The sequence below is a fragment of the Saccharothrix australiensis genome (assembly GCF_003634935.1).
GTDB classification, from domain to species: Bacteria; Actinomycetota; Actinomycetes; order Mycobacteriales; family Pseudonocardiaceae; genus Actinosynnema; species Actinosynnema australiense.
Genome location: NZ_RBXO01000001.1, coordinates 5,427,980 through 5,448,180, shown reverse-complemented (window position 1 = coordinate 5,448,180; position 20,201 = coordinate 5,427,980). Strand labels below are relative to the sequence as shown.

Annotated in this window: 21 protein-coding genes; 17 read left to right on the top strand and 4 right to left on the bottom strand. The window is 74.5% G+C overall.

The features are described 5' to 3' along the window. The first annotated feature begins 26 nt into the window (after positions 1 to 26). Positions 27 to 944, top strand: a complete 918-nt coding sequence (locus C8E97_RS22985; protein WP_121007568.1) for an aldo/keto reductase — start codon at positions 27 to 29, stop codon at positions 942 to 944. Here the strand turns inward: C8E97_RS22985 and C8E97_RS22980 are convergent. Then, positions 916 to 1,203, bottom strand: a complete 288-nt coding sequence (locus C8E97_RS22980) for a DUF6191 domain-containing protein (RefSeq protein WP_246019401.1) — start codon at positions 1,201 to 1,203, stop codon at positions 916 to 918. The two genes, C8E97_RS22985 and C8E97_RS22980, sit on opposite strands and share 29 nt — an antisense overlap. Beyond that, the gene (locus C8E97_RS22975; RefSeq protein WP_121007566.1) at positions 1,203 to 1,697 is read right to left on the bottom strand and encodes an NUDIX hydrolase; all 495 of its coding nucleotides are present in this window, start codon (positions 1,695 to 1,697) and stop codon (positions 1,203 to 1,205) included. Before C8E97_RS22975 ends, C8E97_RS22980 begins: the two co-directional genes overlap by 1 nt. Before the next feature lie 101 nt (positions 1,698 to 1,798). Between C8E97_RS22975 and C8E97_RS22970 the strand changes: the two genes are divergently transcribed. From C8E97_RS22970 to prcA, 5 genes are all read left to right on the top strand, one after another. Further along, complete coding sequence (locus C8E97_RS22970; protein WP_121007565.1) at positions 1,799 to 4,273, top strand: FtsX-like permease family protein; 2,475 nt, start codon at positions 1,799 to 1,801, stop codon at positions 4,271 to 4,273. A gap of 53 nt (positions 4,274 to 4,326) precedes the next feature. Next, the gene (gene dop / locus C8E97_RS22965; protein ID WP_121007564.1) at positions 4,327 to 5,820 is read left to right on the top strand and encodes a depupylase/deamidase Dop; all 1,494 of its coding nucleotides are present in this window, start codon (positions 4,327 to 4,329) and stop codon (positions 5,818 to 5,820) included. 83 nt (positions 5,821 to 5,903) lie between these two features. Next, on the top strand, positions 5,904 to 6,098 hold the full coding sequence (locus C8E97_RS22960) for a ubiquitin-like protein Pup (RefSeq protein WP_121007563.1): 195 nt from the start codon (positions 5,904 to 5,906) through the stop codon (positions 6,096 to 6,098). 36 nt (positions 6,099 to 6,134) lie between these two features. Beyond that, positions 6,135 to 6,986, top strand: coding sequence for a proteasome subunit beta (gene prcB, locus C8E97_RS22955; RefSeq protein ID WP_121007562.1), 852 nt, complete (start codon positions 6,135 to 6,137; stop codon positions 6,984 to 6,986). A gap of 39 nt (positions 6,987 to 7,025) precedes the next feature. Then, positions 7,026 to 7,862 carry a proteasome subunit alpha gene (prcA, locus tag C8E97_RS22950; RefSeq protein ID WP_121007561.1) on the top strand — a complete coding sequence of 279 codons (837 nt, stop codon included), beginning with the start codon at positions 7,026 to 7,028 and terminating at the stop codon, positions 7,860 to 7,862. A gap of 313 nt (positions 7,863 to 8,175) precedes the next feature. Here the strand turns inward: prcA and C8E97_RS22945 are convergent, their stop codons facing one another. Together C8E97_RS22945 and C8E97_RS22940 are read right to left on the bottom strand one after the other, a co-directional pair. Then, a complete protein-coding gene (locus C8E97_RS22945; protein ID WP_121007560.1) occupies positions 8,176 to 9,096 on the bottom strand; it encodes a bifunctional helix-turn-helix transcriptional regulator/GNAT family N-acetyltransferase in 921 nt (306 codons plus the stop codon). Between the two features lie 57 nt (positions 9,097 to 9,153). Next, positions 9,154 to 10,578 (bottom strand): bifunctional phosphatase PAP2/diacylglycerol kinase family protein, encoded by a 1,425-nt coding sequence (locus C8E97_RS22940; RefSeq protein ID WP_121007559.1) that lies wholly within the window; start codon positions 10,576 to 10,578, stop codon positions 9,154 to 9,156. 80 nt (positions 10,579 to 10,658) lie between these two features. On the opposite strand from C8E97_RS22940, the gene pafA reads away from it, so the two are divergent. The 11 genes from pafA (at position 10,659) to C8E97_RS22885 (ending at position 20,184) form a co-directional block, all read left to right on the top strand. Next, positions 10,659 to 12,017, top strand: coding sequence for a Pup--protein ligase (gene pafA, locus C8E97_RS22935; protein WP_121007558.1), 1,359 nt, complete (start codon positions 10,659 to 10,661; stop codon positions 12,015 to 12,017). A gap of 41 nt (positions 12,018 to 12,058) precedes the next feature. Continuing rightward, positions 12,059 to 13,096 carry a WD40/YVTN/BNR-like repeat-containing protein gene (locus tag C8E97_RS22930; protein ID WP_121007557.1) on the top strand — a complete coding sequence of 346 codons (1,038 nt, stop codon included), beginning with the start codon at positions 12,059 to 12,061 and terminating at the stop codon, positions 13,094 to 13,096. A gap of 79 nt (positions 13,097 to 13,175) precedes the next feature. Then, positions 13,176 to 13,742 carry an ArsR/SmtB family transcription factor gene (locus tag C8E97_RS22925; protein WP_121007556.1) on the top strand — a complete coding sequence of 189 codons (567 nt, stop codon included), beginning with the start codon at positions 13,176 to 13,178 and terminating at the stop codon, positions 13,740 to 13,742. Then, entirely contained in the window at positions 13,735 to 14,613 is an 879-nt protein-coding gene (locus C8E97_RS22920) for an SRPBCC family protein (protein ID WP_121007555.1), read from the top strand. Before C8E97_RS22925 ends, C8E97_RS22920 begins: the two co-directional genes overlap by 8 nt. 180 nt (positions 14,614 to 14,793) lie before the next feature. Beyond that, positions 14,794 to 15,660, top strand: a complete 867-nt coding sequence (locus C8E97_RS22915; protein ID WP_246019092.1) for an alpha/beta fold hydrolase — start codon at positions 14,794 to 14,796, stop codon at positions 15,658 to 15,660. A 70-nt stretch (positions 15,661 to 15,730) separates the two neighbouring features. Further along, on the top strand, positions 15,731 to 16,714 hold the full coding sequence (locus tag C8E97_RS22910) for a helix-turn-helix transcriptional regulator (protein ID WP_121007554.1): 984 nt from the start codon (positions 15,731 to 15,733) through the stop codon (positions 16,712 to 16,714). Then, a complete protein-coding gene (locus C8E97_RS22905; protein ID WP_121007553.1) occupies positions 16,711 to 17,682 on the top strand; it encodes a helix-turn-helix transcriptional regulator in 972 nt (323 codons plus the stop codon). The genes C8E97_RS22910 and C8E97_RS22905 overlap by 4 nt, the downstream gene beginning before the upstream one ends. 18 nt (positions 17,683 to 17,700) lie before the next feature. Continuing rightward, complete coding sequence (locus tag C8E97_RS22900) at positions 17,701 to 17,967, top strand: bacteriophage holin (RefSeq protein ID WP_121007552.1); 267 nt, start codon at positions 17,701 to 17,703, stop codon at positions 17,965 to 17,967. Next, positions 17,960 to 18,307 (top strand): Sec-independent protein translocase subunit TatA, encoded by a 348-nt coding sequence (gene tatA, locus C8E97_RS22895; RefSeq protein WP_121007551.1) that lies wholly within the window; start codon positions 17,960 to 17,962, stop codon positions 18,305 to 18,307. The genes C8E97_RS22900 and tatA overlap by 8 nt, the downstream gene beginning before the upstream one ends. Positions 18,308 to 18,412: 105 nt before the next feature. Next, on the top strand, positions 18,413 to 19,309 hold the full coding sequence (gene tatC / locus C8E97_RS22890; protein WP_121007550.1) for a twin-arginine translocase subunit TatC: 897 nt from the start codon (positions 18,413 to 18,415) through the stop codon (positions 19,307 to 19,309). Next, a complete protein-coding gene (locus tag C8E97_RS22885; RefSeq protein WP_121007549.1) occupies positions 19,306 to 20,184 on the top strand; it encodes a diacylglycerol/lipid kinase family protein in 879 nt (292 codons plus the stop codon). The genes tatC and C8E97_RS22885 overlap by 4 nt, the downstream gene beginning before the upstream one ends. Positions 20,185 to 20,201: the final 17 nt, after the last annotated feature.

Genomic DNA, 20,201 nt, shown 5'->3' with positions numbered 1-20,201 from the left:
CACGGGCCGCCGGTTACCGTGTCGGCGTGCCCGACTTCGCCCTCGGCCTCGCCGCGCTCGGCCGGCCCGCCTACCTCAACCTGGGCCGCGCCGGCGCGCTGCCCGCCCACCGCGACGTCGACGCCATGCGCGCGGCGTGCCACGCCGTGCTCGACGCGGCCTACGCGGCGGGCGTGCGGCGCGTCGACGCGGCCCGCTCCTACGGCCGGGCCGAGGAGTTCCTCGCGGGCTGGCTGGCCGACCGGGGCCACCGCGACGTGCGCGTCTCCAGCAAGTGGGGCTACGCGTACGTGGGCGGCTGGCGGCGCGACGCGGGCACCCACGAGGTCAAGGAGCACTCCCTGGCCCGGTTCACCCGGCAGTGGGGCGAAACCCGCGGGCTGCTCGGGACCGCGGTCGAGCTGTACCAGGTGCACTCCCTGACCGACGACAGCCCGCTGTTCGGCGACCCGGAGCTGCTCGCCGCGCTCGGCGAGCTGCGCGACTCGGGCGTGCGGCTGGGCTTCTCCACCTCCGGGCCGCGCCAGGCCCGGACCGTGCGGCGCGCGCTGGAGCTGGAGGTCGGGGGACGGCGGCTGTTCGACGCCGTGCAGTCCACCTGGAACGTCCTGGAGACCTCCGTCGGACCGGCGCTCGCGTGGGCGCGCGAGTCCGGCGCGGAGGTGTTCGTGAAGGAGGCCCTGGCCAACGGCCGCCTCGCCGTCGACCCGCCGCCGGAGGTCCGCGCGCGGGCGGCGGCGCACGGCGTCGGACCGGACGCGATCGCGCTGGCCGCCGCCGGGGCGCAGCCGTGGGCGGACGTCGTGCTGTCCGGCGCGGCGAGCGCCGACCAGCTGCGCGCGAACCTGCGGGCGCGCGACGTCGACCTCCCGCCCGACGCGTTCGACCTCGCCGAGGAGCCCGACCGGTACTGGGCTACCCGTTCGTCGCTGGCCTGGGACTGAGCCGCACCGTGCCCGAGTCCAGGTCGACCGGTCCGCGCGGCGGGCCGCCGTCCGCCTCCTCGTCGCGCAGCATCAGCTCGGTGCGCCGCTGGTCCAGCTCCGCCATCTTGGTGCCGTAGAGGATGAGGGTGAACTCGTCCAGGCCGGCCTGGCTCACCACCGCGTGGCCCTTGCGCCGGCGCGCCCACCGCCAGACCCGCTCGCCCGCGGCCAGCCCGAACAGCAGCACGGCGAGGCCGGGTATCGACATCGCGAACATCACGCCCACGAGAACCACTCCCGGATCAGCGCCCGACCGTCCGGCACCGCCGGCCACCCGGAATCGTCCACCTTCGCGCGCACCTCGGCCAGGTCCACCCACCCGCCCCAGGCGACCTCCTCCGGTTGCAGGGTGAACGGACCGTCGTCGCGCACCTCGTAAACGTGGGCGATGTAGCGGATGGTTCCGTCGACGAACGGCGTCCGGAAGCGGAATTCCGGCACGGCCCGCACGCCCAGCTCCTCGGCCAGTTCCCGCGCCGCGCACTCGTCCGGCGTCTCGCCCGCCGCGACCACGCCGCCGCACGTCGGGTCGTACAGGCCGGGGTAGACGTCCTTGGTGTCGGTGCGGCGGTGCACGAACAGCCGGCCGCCGTCCGCGGACCGCACGACGATCGCCGCGCACGCGTGCCACAGGCCCTCGGCCCGCATCCGCTCCCGCGTCGCCGACCCGACCGGCGTGCCGTCGGGCGTCACCACCTGCACGTGTTCCACATGATCCTCCTCGGGTCGTACCCGTCCGTGATACCCCGGACCGACGCCCGCCGACGAGCACCCTCCCTAGCGTCGTGGCGTTCGCGTCACGAGGAGGAGTCGTGCCCACATCCCTGCGGCTGGCCCTGGCCGAGTTCCGCAACCGGCCTGGCCGCGCCGTGCTGCCCGGAGTCGCGCTCGTCGTCGGCGTCGCCTGCCTGCTGGCGGCCCTGGTGATGAGCGACGCCATGCACCGCGCGACCAGCGAGGGCGCGCCGGTCGTGCCGTCCGACGCGGACCTCGTGGTCCGCCTGGTCCCGCTCTCCGACGCCGTCCTGGACCAGGCGGTGGTCGACCGGGTCGCGGCGGTCGACGGCGTGCGCGAGGTCGCGCCCGCCCGCGTGGTGGAGGCCGACCTCCTGCTCGCCGACGGCCGGGCGGGCGAGCGCCGGGCGAGCGCCGACGTCGAGGTCGACCGCGACGGGCTGCGCCGCGTGCCGATCCTGGAGGGCCGCTCGCCGGGCCGCGACGGCGAGATCGCCGTCGACCGGGTGACCGCCTTCCAGCACCGGCTCGCGCCCGGCTCCCCGGTCCGGGTGGCCGACGCGCGGGGCGAGCCGCTCGACGTCGTGGTCCGGGGGATCACCAAGCGGGGCGGGCGGGGCGAGGAACCCTCGATCGTGGTCGGCGAGGGGCTCGCCGCCAAGCTCGGCGGCGAACCCCAAGTCGTCGCGCTGCACGTCATGGGCGGCGACGCGGCGGCCGTCGCGCAGGCGGCGGGCGCGGGCCTGCGCGTCGACACGGCGTCGGCGGTGCGGGCCGAGCCGAGGAGCGGCGACCTGCTGGTGGTGCTGCTGCCGTTCAGCATCCTCGCGCTGGCCACGTCGGTGTTCGTGGCGTCGGCGACGTTCCGCGCCGTGTACGCGCAGCGGCAGCGGCACACCGCGCTGCTGCGGTGCCTCGGCGCGCACCGCGGGCCGCTGGTGTGGGCGAACCTGCTGGAGGCGCTGGTGTCCGGCGCGGTCGCGGGCCTCGTGGGCGCGGCGCTCGGCGGACCGCTGGCGTGGCTGCTGTCCCGGCTGTTCGACGCCACCGGGCTGTCGGCGCTGCTGGGCGCGGTCGAACTCGACCCGCCGCTGCTGCCCTCCGCCTGGCACGTGGCGCTCGGCGTGGGCGTGGCCGCGGTGCTCAGCGCGTTCGCCGCCGTGCGCCCGTCGCTGGCCGCCGCGCGCATCTCGCCGCTCGCGGCGCTGCGCACCTCCGAAGGCGCGACGCCGGACGCCGCCGTGCGCCGACGCCGCCGCGTCCTCGGCCTGCTCCTGGTCGTCGCGGCGGCCGGGCTGGCGGCGCTCGGCGTGCTCGCGCAGGGCGCCGTCGTGGCGATCTTCCTGGTCCTGTTCTCCGGCATCGCCGCCGTCGCCGGCCTGTTCGGCGTGCTCGGCCCGGTCGTGGTGCCCGCGCTGGGCCGGGTCTTCGGCTCGGTCGCCGCCCGCTTCGGCGGCGCGCAGTGGAAGCTCGCCGCCGCCGAGGTGCGCCGGGTGCCGCAGCGGTCCGCGTCCGTGGCCATGCCGCTGCTGCTGGCCGCCGCGATGGTCACCTACTTCACGGCGACCGTCGGGTCCGCCCAGCGGCTGGAGGACGAGGTCGGCAACGAGCCGCGCCCGGACGCCGTCGTCTCCGACGCGGGTGGCCGGGCGCTCCCCCCGGACGTGCCGGCGGCCCTCGACCGGCCCGAGGTGACCTCCAGCGTCGTCCTGCACACCGCGCGGGGCACGCGCGCCCTGTCGACCGGCGGTACCGGCCCGACCACCGTCGAGGGCGTCGACGCCGACCGGATGCGGACCTGGCTCGCCTCGCGGGACGTCGACCGGCCGGACTTCCGACCCGGCACGGTGCTGTTGTCCGAGTACACCGCGCAGTCCTTCGACGCCGTCGTCGGGCAGCCGGTCACCCTGGAGGGCCTGCCCGGCGGCGCGCGCACGGCGACGTTCGTCGGCACCGTGCCGCCCACCCTGGTCGGGTACGCCGACGCGGTCCTCGCCGACGAGTCGCTCGCGCCGGCGACCAAGGTCCTGGTGTCGCTCGAACCGGGCGCGGACCCGGCCGCGTTCCAGGAGGCCGTGCGGGCCTCGCTGGCCTCCGCGCCGACCGTGCTGGTGGGCACCAGGAACGAGGAGGCGGCGCGGAACCAGCACTACCTCGACCTGGGCATCCTGCTGTTGACGGTGCTGCTGGGCCTGTCCGTCGCGGTCGCGGTGACCGGCATCGGCACCGCGCTGGCCATCTCGGTGCAGGAGCGCCGCAAGGAGCTGGCGCTGCGCCGCGCGCTGGGCGTGACCAGGGGCGGCATCCAGGGCGGCGTGGTGGCCGAGGCGGTGCTGCTCGCGCTGGTCGGCGTGCTCGGCGGCGGGGTGTTCGGCCTGGTGTACGCGGAGCTGACGCTGCTGGCGGTCGGCGTGTACGCCCTGCCCACCGCGTCGCTGCTCTCGCTGCTGCTCGGCGGGGCGGGCGTGGTCGTCCTGGCGGTGCTCGCGGCGTTCGTACCGGCGCGCGGCGCGGCCCGCATCCGGCCCGCCGCCGGACTGGCCGCCGGGTGAAACGTGGCCCGGCTTTCCCCGGAACGTCGGTGGCACGCCGTAGGCTGCGACGTATGCGGCGGATCATGGGAACCGAAGTCGAGTACGGGATCGCGGTGCCGGGTGACGCCACGGCCAACCCGGTGCTCACCTCGACACAGGTGGTGCTCGCGTACGCGGCCGCCGCCGACGTGCCGCGCGCCCGGCGCGCCCGCTGGGACTACGAGGTCGAATCGCCCCTGCGCGACGCGCGGGGGTTCGACCTCGGCGCGCCCGGCGGCCACCCCGGCGACGGCGACGTGGAGGACCTGGGCGCGGCCAACGTCATCCTCACCAACGGCGCCCGCCTGTACGTCGACCACGCGCACCCCGAGTACTCCGCGCCCGAGGTCACCAACGCCCGCGACGCGGTGATCTGGGACAAGGCGGGCGAGCGGGTGATGGAGGAGGCGGCCATGCGCGCCGCCACCGTGCCGGGCCAGCCGCGCCTGCAGCTCTACAAGAACAACGTCGACGGCAAGGGCGCCAGCTACGGCACCCACGAGAACTACCTGATGCAGCGGAGCACCCCGTTCACGGCGGTGATCGCGGGCCTCACGCCGTTCTTCGCCTCGCGGCAGGTCGTGGTGGGCTCCGGCCGGGTCGGCATCGGCGCGTCCGGCGAGGAGGCGGGCTTCCAGCTGTCCCAGCGCTCGGACTACATCGAGGTCGAGGTCGGGCTGGAGACCACGCTCAAGCGGGGCATCATCAACACCCGCGACGAGCCGCACGCCGACGCCGACAAGTACCGCAGGCTGCACGTGATCATCGGCGACGCGAACCTCGCCGAGTACTCGACGTACCTGAAGGTCGGCACCACCTCGCTGGTGCTGGACATGATCGAGGCGGGCCGCCGGTTCGACGACCTGCGGCTGCTCGACCCGGTGCGCGCCGTGCACCAGATCAGCCACGACCCGACCCTCAAGACCAGGGTGGAGCTGGCCGGCGGGCGCAAGTTCACCGGCCTGGACATCCAGCACGCCTACTTCGAGCGGGCGTCCGAGTTCGTGGAGCAGGAGGGCGTCGGCGACCGCGAGGTGCTGCGGGTGTGGGGCGAGGTGCTCGACGCGCTGGCGCGCGACCCGCAGGAGTGCGCGGACCGGCTCGACTGGCCCGCCAAGCTGCGCCTGCTGGAGGGCTACCGGGCGCGCGACGGCCTCGCCTGGGGCTCGCCCCGGCTGCACCTGGTCGACCTCCAGTACGCCGACGTGCGGCTGGACAAGGGCCTGTACAACCGGCTGGTGGCGCGCGGCTCGATGAAGCGGCTGGTCGGCGAGGACGAGGTGCGGGCGGCGGTCCTCGCGCCGCCGGAGGACACCCGCGCCTACTTCCGCGGCCGGTGCCTGGAGCGCTACCCCGCCTCGGTGGCGGCGGCGTCGTGGGACTCGGTGATCTTCGACCTGGGCCGCGAGTCGCTGGTCCGCATCCCGACGCTGGAGCCGCTGCGCGGCACGAAGGCCCACGTGGGCGCGCTGCTGGAGGCGTCGGACACGGCCGAGCAACTGGTCGAGGCGCTGACCAGGGGTTGATCGACCCGGACGGGTGGCCGACGCCAAATGTCGGTCCCGATGGGTAATGTTGAACGCGAGGACCGGAGAAGCGGGAGGTCGACATGTCCCAGGAACAGGTCCAGCGGCAGGGCGGCGGTGACGGCGACGAGAACGGCGACGGCGCGGCCGGCGCGGGTCAGGAGCGCCGGGAGAAGCTCGGCGAGGACGTCGACGCGATCCTCGACGAGATCGACGACGTGCTGGAGGAGAACGCCGAGGACTTCGTCCGCGCGTACGTCCAAAAGGGCGGCGAGTAGCACGCTGCCACCGGCGGAGTAGGAGAAAGCTCACCCATGGACCACAGCTCGACCGGGTACTACCCGGCCGCGTCGCTGCCCCCGGCCTACCTGCGGCCGGGGTCGTCGTCGTTCACCGATTTCCTCCGCGCCCAGGCGCCGGAGCTCCTGCCGTCGGCCCGGCGGTACCCCGAGGGCTCGGTCGTGCAGGCGCCCCACGGCACCACGGTCGTGGCGCTGACGTTCAAGGGCGGCGTGGTGATCGCGGGCGACCGGCGGGCCACGATGGGCAACGTCATCGCCCAGCGCGACATGAAGAAGGTCTTCATCACCGACGACTACTCGGCGGTGGGCATCGCGGGCACGGCGGGGATCGCGATCGAGATCGTCCGGCTGTTCGCCGTCGACCTGCGCCACTACGAGAAGATCGAGGGCGTCTCGCTGTCGTTGGACGGCAAGGCGAACCGGCTGTCGGCGATGATCAAGGGCAACCTGGACGCCGCGCTGTCCGGCCTCGCCGTGGTGCCGCTGTTCGCCGGGTTCGACACCGACGCGCCCGACCCGGACCGCGCCGGGCGCATCGTCTCCTACGACGTCACGGGCGGCCGGTACGAGGAGTCGCTGGGCTACCAGGCCGTCGGCTCGGGCTCCCTGTTCGCCAAGTCGGCGCTGAAGAAGCTCTACGACCCGGACGCGGACGCCGAGGCGGCCACCCGCGCGGCGATCGAGGCGCTCTACGACGCCGCGGACGACGACACGGGCACCGGCGGGCCGGACATCGCCCGGCGGATCTACCCCGTCGTCGTGACCATCACGGCCGCCGAGGGCGCGGTGCACGTGCCCGAAGAGCGGACCGCCGCGCTGGCCGAGGCCGTCGTCGAAGCCCGCCGGACCAGCCCCACCGGCTGACCCCTCCTCCCCCACCCGCCGACTCCAGGAGCCGCACCAGTGACGATGCCGTTGTACGCCTCACCCGAGCAGATCCTCCGGGACCGTTCGGAGTACGCCAGGAAGGGCATCGCCCGAGGCCGCAGCGTCGTCGTGCTGCGCTACGCCGACGGCGTGCTGTTCGTGGCGGAAAACCCCTCCGCGACGCTGCACAAGGTCTCGGAGATCTACGACCGCATCGGGTTCGCCGCCGTCGGCCGCTACAGCGAGTTCGAGAACCTGCGGCAGGCCGGCATCCGGTTCGCCGACATCCGGGGCTACCAGAACGACCCGCGCGACGTGACGGGCCGGTCGCTGGCCAACGTCTACGCGCAGACGCTCGGCTCGGTGTTCAGCGAGCAGATCAAGCCGTTGGAGGTCGAGATCTGCGTCGCGGAGGTCGGGCGCGAGCCCGAGCAGGACACCCTGTACCGCCTGACCTACGACGGCTCCATCGTGGAGGAGCCGCAGTACGTGGTGATGGGCGGGCAGGCCGAGGCGACCGGCAACGCCCTGAAGGACGCGTTCGCCGAGAACCTGCCGCTGGCCGACGCCGTGCGGGTCGCGGTGCAGGCGTTGAGCGCAGGCAGCACCAGCACCGGCAACGGCAAGCCGGAACTGCTCGACCAGGGCAAGCTGGAGGTGGCGGTGCTGGAGCGGGCGCGGCCCCTCCGGGCGTTCCGCCGCATCACGGGCGCCGCGCTGACGCCGCTGCTGGCGACGCCTGCCGAGGGCGACACCCCGGCCGAGGGCGACACCCCGGCCGAGAGCGGCGCCCCGGCCGAGCCGTCCGCGAAGGGCGGGCGGAAGAAGCCGACGGTGGACGTGGACCTGCCGCCGAACGACGACGAGAAGTAGCGCGCGACGAGCGATCGGCCCCCGGCTGCCCGGCCGGGGGCCTTCGTCGTTCCGGGAGCCTTCGTCGTTCCGGGGGCCTTCGCCGAGGACGGGGTCCTCGTCGCGCCGGAGCCTCTGCCGGCTCGGATCGGTGCCGGGCGCGGGGCGGGAGCGTGCCGGACGGTGTCCCTCGCGGCCAACTCGACCAGGTGACGCAGCTGCTCGACCCGGACCTCACGCCATCCGACTTCGGCTCGTGGCACGCGCTCGTCCGGGAGCACCCACGGGCAGCGGGGGTGGAGGACGTCCGGGCGCACCCCGCTCGGCTCCCGCGTCACGCCGGCACGCGGTCGTCCGACCGGGTCGACCCCAGCGCCATCGCCCAGGTCTCCTCCACGAGGTCCCTGCCCCACTTGCGCGTCGGCGCGCTCGCCACCGGCTCGAACCCGGCCCGCCGGTAGATGCCCCTGGCCGCCTCGACCTCGGACACCGTCTCCAGCGCCATCCGCCGGTACCCCGCGCGGGTCGCGAACCGGACGCACTCCTCGACCAGGCGCTTCCCGATGCCCAGGCCGCGCGCGGCGGGCTCGACCAGCAGCAGGCGCAGTTGCGCGGTGTGCTCGTCGGCGCGGACGCAGAACACCGACCCGACCGGCTCGCCGTCGACCTCCGCGATCCACGCCGCCTCGCGCGCCGGGTCGTGCCGCTCGACGTAGTCGGCCACCACCCGCGCGACCAGCGCCTCGAACGTGTCGTCGTAGCCGTACTCCTCGGCGTAGCGGACGCCGTGCCGGTGCACGACCCAGCCGAGGTCGCCGGGTCGGAGGGGCCGCAGGAGGTACGCGCGCGGCAGGCCGCCGAGGATGCGGCGGACCCGGCCCATCGCCGCGACCAGCGCCTCCCGGTCGGACTCGGGCACCCGGTCGAGCAGCGCGGCCACCTCGGCGGTGGACCGACGGTCCAGGTCGGCGAACACCTCGCGGCCCGCGTCGGTCACCGCCACGACGTGCCGCCGCGCGTCGGTGGGCGACGGCGTGCGCGTGATCAGCCCGTCCCGCTCGAACCGGCCCAGGATGCGGCTGAGGTAGCCCGCGTCCAGCCCGAGCGCGCCCTTGACGTCGACCGTGCCCGAGACCAGCTCGAACAGCACCCTGACCTCGGTCAGCGAGTACGGCGAGCTGAGGTAGGCGTTGTCGAGCACGCCGATCACGCCGGTGTAGAAGCGGTTGAACGCGCGGACCTCCGCGACCGTCATGGTTGACCCTTTCAACAGAATCATTGACTCGGTCAACAGTAGCCGATCATGACGGCGTCAGGGCCGGTAGATCGCCAGCGCCGCCGGGCGCGACCGGAACTCGAACGCCGTGCCCGTCGGTCCGACCTCGCCGTCCGTCGCGATCGCCACCGCCGCGTCGCGCACCGTCACGTCCAGCCGGCGCGTCTCCAGGTGCCGGTAGGTCCGGCTGCGGTGCAGGGAGCCCAGCACCGCCGAGAGGAAGAACCGGGCGCGGGAGAACCGGGTGTCGGCGCGGATGTACCGGACGTCCAGCAGGCCCGCGTCCAGCGCCGGGCGCATGGTCGGCGCGAAGCCCTTCGGCCGGTACGGCCCGTTGCCGACGAACAGCATCCACACCAGGTGCGGCTCGCCGTTCAGCTCCACGCGCAGCGGGCGGGACGTGCGCAGCACCCGCGCCATCGCCAGCGCCGCCGCCGGCCACTTGCCCCACCGGTCCTGGAGCTTCTCGCGCAGCCGCACCATGTCCGGGTAGCCGCCCAGCGACGCCGTGTTGACGAACCAGCGCGGTCCCTCGCCGTCCACCGTCACCGCGGCCAGGTCCACCAGCGCGCCGTCACCGGCCTCGACCGCCCGAGCCGCGTCCGCCAGCCCGCTCACGCCCACGTCGCGCGCGAAGTGGTTCAGCGTCCCGGCCGGCACCAGCACCAGCGGCAGCCGGTTGGCCGCCGCGAGCGCCGCGACGGCCGCCACCGAGCCGTCGCCGCCCGCCACGCCCAGCGCGCGCGGCTGGTGGTCGGCGACCACCGTGTCCAGGTCGTCGATCGACACGATCCGCGCCTTGGGCCACGCGCGGGCGATCTCCTCGGACGGGTCGCCGCCCAGGCCCGAGCCGGTGTTCACCACGACCACCAGGCCCTCGCCGTCCGGCAGGGCCTCCAGGTGCCGGTGCTCGCGGGCGCTCGCCGCGTCCTCGCGGCCGACCGGCCACCAGCGCCTGGTCAGCAGGCCCGCGCCGACGCCGATCAGCGCGCCCGCCGCCACGTCCGAGGGCCAGTGCACGCCGGTGTGCACCCGCGAGTACGCCACCGCGGCGGCGACCGGGGCGACCGCGGCGGCCAGGGCGGGCGACTCCATCGCCACGGCCGTGGTGAACGCCGCCGCCGACGCCGCGTGACCGGACGGGAACGACGACGACGTGGGCCGCCTGGTCAGCCGGCGCGGCACCGCCAGCAGCTCGGCGGCCGGCCGGCGGCGCGGGAACAGGCGCTTCGCGACCAGGCTGGCGCTGGCGCTGGCGCCCGCGATGGCCGCCACGCCGCGCAGCGCACCCCGGCGGGGCCTGCCCCGGCGCAGGGCCAGCACACCGGCGGCGGCCAGCCACAACACGCTGTGGTTGGCGGCTTTCGAAAGGTTTTTCAGGCCCTGGTCGAGAGGGGTCGCGGGCAGCCGCCCGCACCGCCTCATCAGGGCCTCGTCCAGGCGGTTCACTCGTCGGAGCACACTGGAACGTTATCCGCGAAAACCGCGTGCCGCCCGATTGGATCACTGAGGAAAGCGCCGGATGCGCCTACTGTTGAGGGATGCAGCGGCGGATCTTCGGCATTGAGACTGAGTTCGGGGTGACCTGCACCTTCCACGGGCAGCGCAGGCTGTCCCCGGATGAGGTCGCGCGGTATCTGTTCCGCCGGGTCGTCTCGTGGGGCCGTTCCTCGAACGTGTTCCTGCGCAACGGCTCTCGGCTCTACCTGGACGTGGGGTCGCACCCCGAGTACGCGACCGCGGAGTGCGACGACCTCGCCCAGCTCGTGACGCACGACAAGGCGGGCGAGCGCATCCTCGAGGACCTGCTCGTCGACGCCGAGCGCAGGCTCGCCGACGAGGGCATCGGGGGTGACATCTTCCTGTTCAAGAACAACACCGACTCGGCGGGCAACTCCTACGGCTGCCACGAGAACTACCTGGTCGCGCGGGCGGGCGAGTTCTCCCGCATCGCCGACGTGCTGCTGCCGTTCCTGGTGACCAGGCAGCTGATCTGCGGCGCGGGCAAGGTGCTCCAGACGCCGCGCGGCGCGGTGTACTGCCTGTCCCAGCGGGCCGAGCACATCTGGGAGGGCGTGTCGAGCGCCACCACCCGGTCGCGCCCGATCATCAACACCCGCGACGAGCCGCACGCCGACGCCGAGCGCTACCGCAGGCTGCACGTGATCGTCGGCGACTCGAACATGTCCGAGGTGACGACGCTGCTCAAGGTGGGCAGCGCCAACCTGGTGCTGGAGATGATCGAGCAGGGCGTCCAGTTCCGCGACTTCAGCCTGGACAACCCGATCCGCGCGATCCGCGAGATCAGCCACGACCTGACCGGGCGGCGCACGGTCCGGCTGGCGGGCGGCAAGGAGGCGTCGGCGCTGGACATCCAGCGCGAGTACTACGAGCGGGCCGTGGAGCACGTGGGCAAGCGCGCGCCGGACCCGATGGCGGAGCGGGTGCTGGAGCTGTGGGGCCGCACGCTGGACGCGGTCGAGGCCGAGGACCTGTCCAAGATCGACCGCGAGATCGACTGGGCCATCAAGTACCGGCTGATGGAGCGCTACCAGGCCAAGCACGACATGGACCTGTCCAACCCGCGGATCGCGCAGCTCGACCTCGCCTACCACGACATCCGCCGGGGCCGGGGCGTCTTCGACCTGCTCCAGCGCAAGGGCCAGGTGGACCGGGTGACCGACGACGGCGAGATCGAGGCCGCCAAGGACACCCCGCCGCAGACCACGCGCGCCAAGCTGCGCGGCGACTTCATCGCCGCCGCGCAGGCCGCCGGGCGCGACTTCACCGTCGACTGGGTCCACCTCAAGCTTAACGACCAGGCGCAGCGCACCGTGCTGTGCAAGGACCCGTTCCGCGCGGTGGACGAGCGCGTGGAGCGGCTGATCTCCTCCCTCTAGCGGTAGCGGCGGCGGAAGGCCCTTCGTGAGGCTCACACCCCGTGAAGAGCCTTCTCCTCGTCGCGGCCACGACGGCGTCCCTGCTCGTGGCCCCACCCGCCGCCGACGCGCGCGGACCCGCCTGGGAGCCGCGCCCGACCGGGGTGGACGCCCGGCTGCGCGGCCTGTCGGCGGTGGACGCCCGCGTGGCGTGGGCCGGCGGCAGCGGCGGCGTCGTGCTGCGGACCGTCGACGGCGGCCGGACCTGGGCCTCCGTGTCGCCGCCGGGCGCCGCCGGGCTGGACTTCCGGGACGTCGAGGCGTTCGACGCCCGCACCGCCGTGGTGCTGTCGATCGGTCCGGGGGAGTCGTCGCGGGTCTACCGGACCTCCGACGGCGGCCGGACCTGGGTCGAGTCGTTCCGCAACACCGACCCGAAGGCGTTCTACGACTGCGTGGCGTTCTTCGACCGGTTCCGGGGCCTGGCGATGAGCGACCCGGTGGACGGGCGGTTCCGGGTGCTCGCCACGCGGGACGGCGGCCGGTCGTGGCGACCGGTGCCGCCGGAGAACTTCCCGCCCGCGCTGCCGGGTGAGGCGGGGTTCGCCGCGAGCGGCCAGTGCGTGGCCACCGCGGGCCCGGAGGACGCCTGGATCGCCACCGGTGGCGGCGCGACCGCGCGGGTGCTGCACTCGGCGGACGGCGGGCGGCACTGGGCGGTCGCCGACACGCCGCTGCTCAGCTCCGCGTCGGCGGGCGTGTTCGCGGTGGCGTTCCGGACGCCGCGCCGCGGTGTCGCGGTCGGCGGCGACCACGCGAACCCGGCCGGCCCGGTGGCGAACCTGGCGCTCAGCCGCGACGGCGGCCGGTCCTGGGCGTCGGCGGCGCGACCGCCGGAGGGTTACCGGTCGGGCGTGGCGTGGCGCGGGTCGTCGGTCGTGGCGGTCGGCCCGACCGGCAGCGACGTGAGCCGGGACGGCGGGCGGCACTGGCGCCGGTTCGACGCGACCGGGTTCGACACCGTGGACTGCCCGGCCGGGACGGCGACCTGCTGGGCGGCCGGTGAGCGGGGCCGGGTCGGGGTGCTGACCGGGCGGTAGCGCCACGCGAGCGGGTGGTGTGCGGCCGTCGCACGGCCCATTGACAAAATGGTTTTGTACGTTCAAACTTGTTTTTGCGATGAGAGACGTCCTGTACCTGGAGCAGATCGAGCAGGCCGAGGCACTGCTCAAGCCGCAGCGCATCGAGGTGCTGCGGCGGCTGGCCGAGCCGCACTCGTGCACCGAGGTGGCGGCGGCGCTCGACCAGACCCCGCAGCGGGTCTACTACCACGTGAAACGCCTGGTCGAGGCCGGTCTGGTCGCGCAGGTGGCCGAGCGCCGGGTGCGCGGCGTCCACGAGGGCGTGTACCAGGCGACCGCCCGCGCCTACTGGCTCTCGCCACGCCTGGTGGGGCGGCTCGGGCTGCGGCGCGCGCAGGACGAGCTGAGCCTGGGCTACCTGCTGGACCTGGTGGAGCAGGTCCAGTCCGACATCGCCGCGCTCGACCGCACCCGTCCCGAGCTGCCCTCGCTGGGCGTGTCCGGCGACATCCGGCTGCGCCCCGAGCAGCGGCAGCAGTTCTTCACCGACCTCAAGACCGCGCTGCAGGACCTGTTCAGCCGCTACGGGGGAGCCGAGGGCGACGCCTTCCGGCTGGCGGTGGCCTGCTACCCGACCCGACCGGAGGAAGAAGACCATGAGTGAGACCGTGACCGTCCGCGCGCGCGTCGCCGCGCCCCTTCCCCGCGTGCGCCAGGCGCTGACCTCGGCGGACGAGCTGGCGACCTGGCTGGCCGAGCACGCCGCCGTCGAGCTGCCGCACCGGTACGAGTTCTGGGGCAGGCACACCCCGGAGGGCGACGCGCCGCGCCAGCGGCTCGACCACCTGGACGACACCACCCTGCGGTTCACCTGGCACGTCGGCGGGGAGGACACCACCGTCGAGTTCGCGCTCGCCCCCGACGGCGACGGCACCGTCGTGTCGGTGTCGCAGAGCCACTTCCCCGGCTGGGCGTCGGCCGTGGCGGAGCAGGGCGTGCTCGGCTCGCTATACACGTTCTGGGCGCTCGCGCTGGCCAACCTGGCCGAGCACCTCGAAGGCCGCGAGCTGACGCCGAAGTGCGACTTCACGGCGGCGGAGCAGCGGGCGTCGGTCGAGATCGCCGCCCCGCGGCAGGCCGTCTACACCTCGCTGGTGGACTCCGAGGTGTACGCGGAGTGGTTCGGCGCGAAGATCGACATCGAGCCGTGGGTCGGCGGCCGGGTCGCGATGGGCGGGTTCGACGCGAACCCGCGGCCGGGCAGGGTGCTCGACCTCGTCGAGGGCGAGCGGATGGGCGTCGACTGGGGCGACGGGGTCGTGACGAGCTGGGAGCTGGCCGAGTCCGCCGGCCGCACGCGGCTGACGTTCGTGCAGAGCGGGTTCGTCGACGGGCACGCCGCGTACGCCGCGTGGCTGGGCTGGTTGTCCGGCGTCGCGGAGCTGCGGCGCTACCACGAGGTGCCGGACTGGCGGCCGATCTGGCTCCAGCCGGAGGTGCCGGGCCTGCCCGAGGAGATGCTCACGGGCCACTGAGGCGGCCGAGCGGGGGCGGGCCCGGCCGAGCGGTGGTCGAAGCGGGGCCGGGCCGTGGACCCGCAGGACCGGGGGACCACGGGGACCGGGGGGGAGGGGGAGCGGTCGGGGGACGCGTGGCGCGGGAGAGGCCGGCCGCCCTGATCGTTTCCCCCGCGGCCGGGCGGGGTAGCAGACGGTGTGCCCTCCGAATTCGCGTTCTCCGACTTCGCACTGACCAGGGTCGACGCCGACGGGGTCGAGCTGCGGGTCCGGTCCGGTGGCTCCGGGCCGGCCGTGCTGCTGCTGCACGGCCACCCGCGCACGCACACCACCTGGCGGCACGTCGCGCCGCTGCTCGCCCGCGACCACACCGTCGTGTGCCCCGACCTGCCCGGCTACGGCGAGTCCGGCAAGCCGCCCACCGCGCCCGACCACGCGCCGCACTCGAAGCGGGCGATGGCGCGCCACCTCGCCGCCCTCATGCGCGAACTCGGCCACGAGCGGTTCGCGGTGGTCGGGCACGACCGCGGCGGCTACGTCGCCACCCGGCTCGCGCTCGACCACCCGGACCGCGTCACGCACCTGGTCGCGCTGGACGTGGTGCCGATCGGGTCCGCCCTGGCCCGGTGCGGGCCGGAGTTCGCGCGCAGCTGGTGGCACTGGTTCTTCCTCGCCCAGCCGGACGTGCCCGAACGCGTGATCAACGCCGACCCCGACGCCTGGTACCACACGGCGGAGCGGCCGGTGGACGACGACACGCTCAAGGCGATGCACGACCCGGACACCGTCCACGCGATGGTCGAGGACTACCGCGCCGGCCTGGGCGTCGACCGCGCGCACGACGACGCCGACCTCGCGGCGGGCGTGCGGATCGGCTGCCCCGTGCTCGTGCTGTGGGCCGAGGGCGACGACCTGCCCGCGCTCTACGGCGACGTGCTCGACGTGTGGCGGGACTGGACGCCCGAGCCGCGCGGTCGCGGCCTGGCGTCGGGCCACCACCTCGCCGAGGACGCCCCCGACGAGCTGGCCGCCGAGATCCGGGAGTTCCTGGCCGGTGGCGGCTGAGTGGACCACCCGGTCGGACCGGGGTGGGGATGCCCGCCGCGGCGGGCCCGCTCGGGGTTAGGGTTCCGGGGTGGCCATCGCACGTGCCGAACGGCTCGTCAACCTGGTGCTGTGTCTGCTCTCCACCCGGCAGTACCTGAGCGCCGAGCGCATCCGCGCCATCGTCCCCGGCTATTCCGACGCCGCGACGGACGAGGCGTTCTCCCGCATGTTCGAACGCGACAAGACGGAGCTGCGCGATCTCGGCGTGCCGCTGGAGATCGGCCGCAACCCGGGCGTCGAGGGCCCGGACGGGTACCGCATCGCCCGGCGCGACTACGAGCTGGGTGACATCGACCTGGAGCCCGACGAGGCGGCGGCCGTCGCGCTGGCCGCCCGCCTGTGGGACTCGCCGCAGCTCACCGGGGCCGCGCACGGCGCGCTGATCAAGCTGCGCGCGGCGGGCGTGGACGTCGACCAGGACGTGCACGTGGCGGTCGAGCCCAAGGTGCGCACCAGCGAGCCCGCGTTCCCGCCGCTGCTGGCGGCCGTGCAGGAGGGCCGCGTGGTCGAGTTCGACTACCGCCGCCCGGTGCCGGTCGAGGTGCGCACGCGCACCGTCGAGCCGTGGGGCGTGGTGGCCTGGCGCGGGCGCTGGTACCTCGTGGGCCACGACCGCGATCGGCGCGCGCCGCGCTGCTTCCGGCTGTCGCGGATCGTCGGCGACGTCCGGCCGCAGGGCCGGGCGGGCGTCGTGCAGCGGCCGGACGACGTCGACCTGCTCAGCTTCGTCGCCCGCAGCGAGCCGTCCGCGCAGCCCGTGGCGGTGGCGCGGGTGTGGGTGGCCGAGGGCCGGGCGCAGGGCGTGCGGCGGCGGGCCAGGCCGGTGGGGCGGCAGGAGGTCGACGGCGTGCCGGGCGACCTGCTGGAGATCGACCTGCGCTTCCCGGACTCGGCGGCGAGCTGGCTCGCCGGTTTCGGCGCGGACGTGCTGGTGCTGGAGCCCGAGGTGCTGGCCAAGACGGTGCGGGAGAAGCTCGTCGGCGCGCTGCGCGGGGCGGGGGTGCGCGCGTGAACGGCTCCGCCGACCGGCTGCCCCGGCTGCTCGCCCTGGTGCCGTACCTGCTGGCGCGGCCCGGCATCCCCATCGAGGAGGCCGCCGCCGACTTCGAGGTCACGCCCCGGCAGCTGCGGCGCGACCTGGAGCTGCTGTGGATGTGCGGCCTGCCCGGCTACGGGCCGGGCGACCTGATCGACCTGTCGTTCGAGGGCGACACGGTCACGGTCACCTTCGACGCGGGCATGAGCCGCCCGCTGCGGCTGACCGCGGCCGAGGCGACGGCCCTGCTGGTCGCGCTGCGCGCGCTGGCCGAGACGCCCGGCGTGGCGGACAAGGCCGCCGTGCGCCGGGCCGTGGCGAAGATCGAGGCCGCCGTCGGCCAGGCGCGGCCCGCCGGGGTCGCCGTCGGGCTCGCCATGCGGGAGGCGCCGGAGACGGCGCTGGTGCGCGACGCGGTGTCCGACGGCGTGCGGCGCGGCCGGGCGCTGCACCTGCGCTACTACACGCCCTCGCGGGACGAGGTCACCGACCGGGTGGTCGACCCGATGCGGCTGCTGCTGGTGGAAGGCCGAAGCTACCTGGAGGCGTGGTGCCGGGTCGCCGACGGCGTTCGGCTGTTCCGGCTCGACCGGATAGACGCCGTGGACGTGCTGGAGGAGCCGGCGAACCCGCCGCCGCACGCCGAACCGACGGACACCTCGGAGGGGTTGTTCCGCCCGGACCCGTCCCAGCGCACCGCCGTCCTGGTGCTGGAGCCGGACGCCCGCTGGGTGGCCGAGTACTACCCCGTGGACGCGGTCACCGAGCTGGACGAGGGCCGCGCGCGGGTCCTGATGCGCTACGCCGACACCGCCTGGATGGTCCGGCTGCTGCTCGGGTTGGGCGGAGAGGCGCACGTGGAGCAGCCTGCCGAGCTGGTGTCCGCGGTCGCCCGGCAGGCGGAGGCGGCGTTGCGCCGGGCGGATCACCTCCCGGCAACCTGAGCCCGCTACGGTGATGCCGTGCCGTACTTGCCGAGCCTGGTGTTGTTGCTGGTCGGGATGGTGTTTTCGATCGTCGTCCTGGTCAAGGTCATCGGAGCCTTGCGTCGTTTCCGCGCCGCAAGCACTCTGGTAGGCGACAGGGTCGGCGACGGCGTCGGTTTGCTGCGGGCGCGGATCGCCGCGCTCGGGGTGGCCTTCGCCGAACGGCGTCCGGACCAGGCCCGACAGGGCGGACCCCGCGTACCATCGACGGACCGGGGGATGAAGGAGGACTACCGTGGGTAACCTCGGAGCTACTGAGCTGATCATCATCGCCGTGGTGATCATCCTGCTGTTCGGGGCGAAGAAGCTGCCCGACATGGCGCGCTCGCTCGGCCGTTCGGCCAAGATCCTCAAGGCCGAGACCAAGGGCCTGCGCGACGACGACGACCAGTCGCCCGCCGCGCAGCAGAACGCCGCCGCCCAGCAGCCCGCGCCGCAGCCGCTGCCGCCCGCCCAACCGCAGGTGGCGCAGCCGCAGGTGGCGCAGCCGCAGGCCGTCCAGCAGCCGCAGGCCGCGCCCCGGCCGCAGGTGGCGCAGCCGATCGAGCAGTCCGCGCAGAACCTCCAGAACAAGCAGAACTAGACCAGAAGGACGGTCCGCACCGTGGGGGCAAGTCCCGTCCGGTGGTGGTCGCAGCGCCAGGAGCGCCGCAAGCTGACGAGCCGTCGGAGCAACCCCGACGGCACCATGTCGCTCAAGGACCACCTGTACGAACTCCGGCACCGCCTCGGTCTGGCGATGCTGTTCATCGCCGTCGGTGCGGTCTTCGGCTTCTTCTGGTGGGGGTGGCACCTCTTCGGCCTGCCGAGCCTGGGCGACATCGTCATCGCGCCCTACTGCGGCATCCCGGAGAGCGACCGGTTCAACCAGGGCTCCTGCCAGCTGTTGCAGACCAAGCCGTTCGAAGCGTTCATGATCCAGCTCAAGGTGGGCGCCGCCGCGGGCATGGCGATCACGGCGCCGCTGTGGCTGTTCCAGGTGTGGCGGTTCATCGCGCCCGGCCTGTACGCCAAGGAGCGCAGGTTCGCGCTGGTCTTCGTGGGTTGCGCGTCGGTGCTGTTCGCGATCGGCGCGGCCCTGGCGTTCTACGTGGTCCCGCAGGGCCTGGTGGTGCTGGTCGGGTTCGGCGACAGCCAGTTCCTGACCGCGTTGTCCGGTGGTGACTACATCGACTTCGTGCTGGCCCTGCTGCTGATCTTCGGGGTCAGCTTCGAGCTGCCGCTGATCGTCGTGATGCTCAACCAGGTCGGCGTGGTGAGCTACGACAAGCTGCGCAAGTGGCGGCGCGGCATCGTGTTCGCGCTGTTCGTCTTCGCCGCGTTCGCCACGCCGGGCGCCGACCCGATCTCGATGGTCGCGCTGGCCATCGCGCTGACCCTGCTGTTCGAGCTGGCGATCCAGATCGCCAGGGTGCACGACCGGCGGGAGGCGCGCCGGCGCAGGGCGCAGGGCCTGGACGACCTGTCCGACGACGAGGCCGCGCCGTTCGACTACACGCCGTCCGCGGTGGAGGAGCCCGAGACCGCGCCCGGCTCGGTCGCGCCGAAGGAGCCGCACCGGGTCCGCTACGACGACGCGACGTGACGAGCGCCGCGCTGCTGGTCTGCCCCGCCGCGGGCAAGGGGCGTGCCGCGCGGGTGGCGGGCACGGTGGCCGCCCGGCTGCGCACCGCGGTGGACGCGCTGGACCTGCACGTCGCCTCCTCGGCCGAGGGCACGGCCGCGGCGGCGCGCCGGGCCGTGGACGCCGGCGTCGACGTGCTGGTCGTGCTCGGCGGCGACGGCGGCGCGCACCTGGCGGTCCAGGCGTGCGCGGAGACGCCCACGGCGCTGGCCGTGGTGGCCGCGGGCACCGGCAACGACCTCGCCACCGCGCTGGGCACCACGTCCGTGGACGACGTGGTGGCCGGCCTGTGCGCCGGGTCGACGCGGTCGCTGGACCTGGGCCGCACCGCCGGCGGCACGTGGTTCGCCACGGTGCTGTGCGCCGGGTTCGACTCGGCGGTGAACGAGCGGGCGAACGCGCTGCGGTGGCCCGCCGGACCCCGCCGCTACGACTTGGCCGTCCTGGCCGAGCTGGCCTCGCTGCGGCCCGCGCGGCTGACCGTGGAGACCGAGGTCGAGCGGTTGGAGCTGGACGCCCTGCTGGTCGCGGTCGGCAACACCACCAGCTACGGCGGCGGCATCCCGGTGTGCCCGGACGCGGACGCGGCCGACGGGCTGTTCGACCTCACCGTGGTGTCGGCCGCGCCGCGCCGGACCCTGCTGCGGGTGCTGCCCACGCTGCGCACCGGCCGGCACGTCGACCACCCGGCCGTGCGCACCCTGCGGGCCAAGTCAGCGCGGCTGTCCGGACCGGCCTGGGTCGCCTACGCCGACGGCGAGCGGGTGCACGGCCTGCCGGTGGAGGTGGAGAGCAGGTCGGGCGCGCTCACCGCGGTCACCGCGCCGCGGGCGTAGGGCGGGCGCGCCGCCGG

Bases quoted from the DNA above. Each gene is read 5' to 3' on its own strand.
- C8E97_RS22980 (WP_246019401.1), bottom strand. From the start codon at position 1,203: ATGTTCGCGATGTCGATACCCGGCCTCGCCGTGCTGCTGTTCGGGCTG.
- dop (WP_121007564.1), top strand. From the start codon at position 4,327: ATGCGGCGGATCATGGGAACCGAAGTCGAGTACGGGATCGCGGTGCCG.
- C8E97_RS22960 (WP_121007563.1), top strand. From the start codon at position 5,904: ATGTCCCAGGAACAGGTCCAGCGGCAGGGCGGCGGTGACGGCGACGAG.
- prcB (WP_121007562.1), top strand. From the start codon at position 6,135: ATGGACCACAGCTCGACCGGGTACTACCCGGCCGCGTCGCTGCCCCCG.
- C8E97_RS22945 (WP_121007560.1), bottom strand. From the start codon at position 9,096: ATGACGGTCGCGGAGGTCCGCGCGTTCAACCGCTTCTACACCGGCGTG.
- pafA (WP_121007558.1), top strand. From the start codon at position 10,659: ATGCAGCGGCGGATCTTCGGCATTGAGACTGAGTTCGGGGTGACCTGC.
- C8E97_RS22925 (WP_121007556.1), top strand. From the start codon at position 13,176: ATGAGAGACGTCCTGTACCTGGAGCAGATCGAGCAGGCCGAGGCACTG.
- C8E97_RS22920 (WP_121007555.1), top strand. From the start codon at position 13,735: ATGAGTGAGACCGTGACCGTCCGCGCGCGCGTCGCCGCGCCCCTTCCC.
- tatC (WP_121007550.1), top strand. From the start codon at position 18,413: ATGTCGCTCAAGGACCACCTGTACGAACTCCGGCACCGCCTCGGTCTG.